Source organism: Geodermatophilus africanus, assembly GCF_900107105.1.
GTDB lineage: Bacteria > Actinomycetota > Actinomycetes > Mycobacteriales > Geodermatophilaceae > Geodermatophilus > Geodermatophilus africanus.
Window position 1 is genome coordinate 1 of sequence record NZ_FNOT01000046.1, and the last position, 2,317, is coordinate 2,317.

The 2,317-nt window shown below is 73.8% G+C and carries 1 protein-coding gene; it reads right to left on the reverse strand.

Translation table 11 applies throughout. The features are described 5' to 3' along the window. Positions 1 to 227: 227 nt before the first annotated feature. Positions 228 to 1,820, reverse strand: coding sequence for an alpha/beta hydrolase (locus BLW63_RS25905; RefSeq protein ID WP_211517318.1), 1,593 nt, complete (start codon positions 1,818 to 1,820; stop codon positions 228 to 230). Positions 1,821 to 2,317 lie beyond the last annotated feature (497 nt).

The window sequence follows — 2,317 nt, forward strand, 5'->3', positions numbered from 1 at the left end:
GTCGAGGCCTACGTGCACAACGTGTTCACGAAGCTGGACCTGCACCCCGGTGCCGACGTCAACCGACGGGTGCTGGCCGTGCTCGCCTACCTGCGCGCCTGAGGACCCATGATCGCCGCGGCCGGACCTCTCACAGCGGTTCTCGAGTTGGGTGCTTGGCCCGGAACCGTGCGAGACCGCCGATCTCGCCGTTCCGACGGCGCCGTGATCGCCGCGGCCGGTACCTCTCACGTGCCCGCCTCGAGGAGGTCGCGCAGCTGCTCGGCCCGCTCGGCGTCCCAGTCCGGCGGTTGCAGGACGTGGGCCCACGCGTCGACGTACTGGGACGCGTACACGTGCCCGTGCCCGTCGGGCACGTTGGTGGCGAAGGGGAGGTCGGCCGTCACCTGCCAGAAGGTGACGAACGGGATCCACCGCATCGCTTCGACGACGTCGTCGCCCCGGTGTTCCTCCAGCCAGGTCGGGCGCGCGTACATCAGCTCGGGGGTCCACCACACGACGGGATCGGAGGGGTGCAGCAGGTAGAGCACGCGGGAGCCGCCCCACGGTTCGGCGGTGGGGGCGACGTCCTGACCGGGATCGTCGGTGAAGCGGACCGTGCGGCCGTCCCGGTACTCCGGCTCGATCTCGGGACTGCCCTCGTCCCGGTCGCTGACGAACTCCCGGTACAGCGTGTTGAACTCCGGTGGGCCGGCGAAGACCGCCCCGCCGGTCCGGTTGCGCAGGTCGTGCTCGCCGCTGAACGCGGTCTCCGCACCGAAGGACCCCAGGCTCTCGCCCACCACGACGAGGCGGGGGCGGTCGTCGAGCGGCAGCCTGTTCCAGCGCTCGTACACCGCGTCGAAGAGCTCCCGGCCGGCCTCCCGGGCCCGGTCGCTGTCGACCAGGTAGGAGACGAACGACGGGAGGTAGGAGTACTGGATCGCCACCGCGGCGCTGTCCCCACCGGCCAGGTACTCGACGGAGTCCACCGCACCGGGGTCGACCCACCCCGATCCCGTGGTGGTGACGACCGCGAGGACGCCGCGGTCCAGTCCGCCGGCGCGGGCGAGGTCGTCGACGGCCAGCCGGGCGCGCAGCTCGGCGGTAAGAGCGGAGTCGAGCCCGGCGTAGGCCCGCACCGGCTGGAGAGCGGGAGCCCCGGTGAACGCCGCGATCTCGTCGGCCGCCGGCCCGGTCCCCACGAACGTGCGGCCCTCCCGGCCGAGGGACTCCCAGCTGATCAGGGACCCAGGTCCGCCCGACCGCTCGGCCGTGGTGGGCGCGACCACCCCCTCGTCGGTCCGGTCGTTGCGGACGGAGAAGGCCTTGTCGGCGGCGGCGACCAGCTGGTCGACCACCACCCCGTTGAGCAGCAGCGCCGTGCCCGCCACGACGACGGTCCAGCCGACCGCCCGGGCGGCGCGCGCACCGATCCACCGGTCGAGCAGCAGCGCGATCCAGAGGTAGAGGCGCCGCACCGCGCGGGACAGCGCGATCAGCAGCACGAAGACGCCGCCGGCGACCATGGGCACCACGACCACGGACAGCACGCTGTCGGCGGGCGCGTCCATCAGCTCGCGGATGCGGGCCTGCCAGTAGCGGCCGTACGCGGTGGCGGCGACGAAGGTGACGAGCGTGACCCCGCCGAGGACGAGCCACGAGCGCCGCCGGGCGGGCCGCGCGTCCCGGTCGACGATCGCCCGCCAGGCAGCGGCGGCCACCACCCCGACGCCGTAGCCGAAGGCGGCGGTGATGCCGCTGATCAGACCCTGGGTCAGCCCCGTCCGCGGGAGCAGCGACGGGGTCAACGACATGCAGAGGAAGACCAGTGCCCCCACCAGGCCGGGCAGTGTGTAGCGGAACGGGCGCCGGCGCGATCGCCGCCGGACCGACCGCTGTCCGTGCTCCGGGCGGTCCTGATCCGTGCTTGTCCGGTCCTCAGGGACCGTGAGCTGGTCCACTCCGGCACATCCTCTCCGCGCACGAGCACCGTGGGTGCTCCTCGGGACCTCGTGACCCCAGGACGTCCCGTCCTGGGCCCGGTGGCGTGTCGTCGGCTGTCGCCGAGGGGTGCTGAGCGGAGGACCCGGACGCCGGGAGGAGCGGGGTGGGTGCTCGACCACGGCGAGGTCATCCGGTCGACGGGCAGGGCCGCGGCCCTGGACTCGCCGGCGTCGACGGACGCGGGGAAGTCCAGAGCCGGGACCGGGAGCCGACGGGTGCGGTCAGCGGCCGGCGCGGGTCGCGACGGGCTCCGGCTCCGCGTCGATGGCCGACTCCGGTGCCCGGCGCCAGATCGCGCGGTCCAGCCCCACCACGGCTCCCACGGCGACCA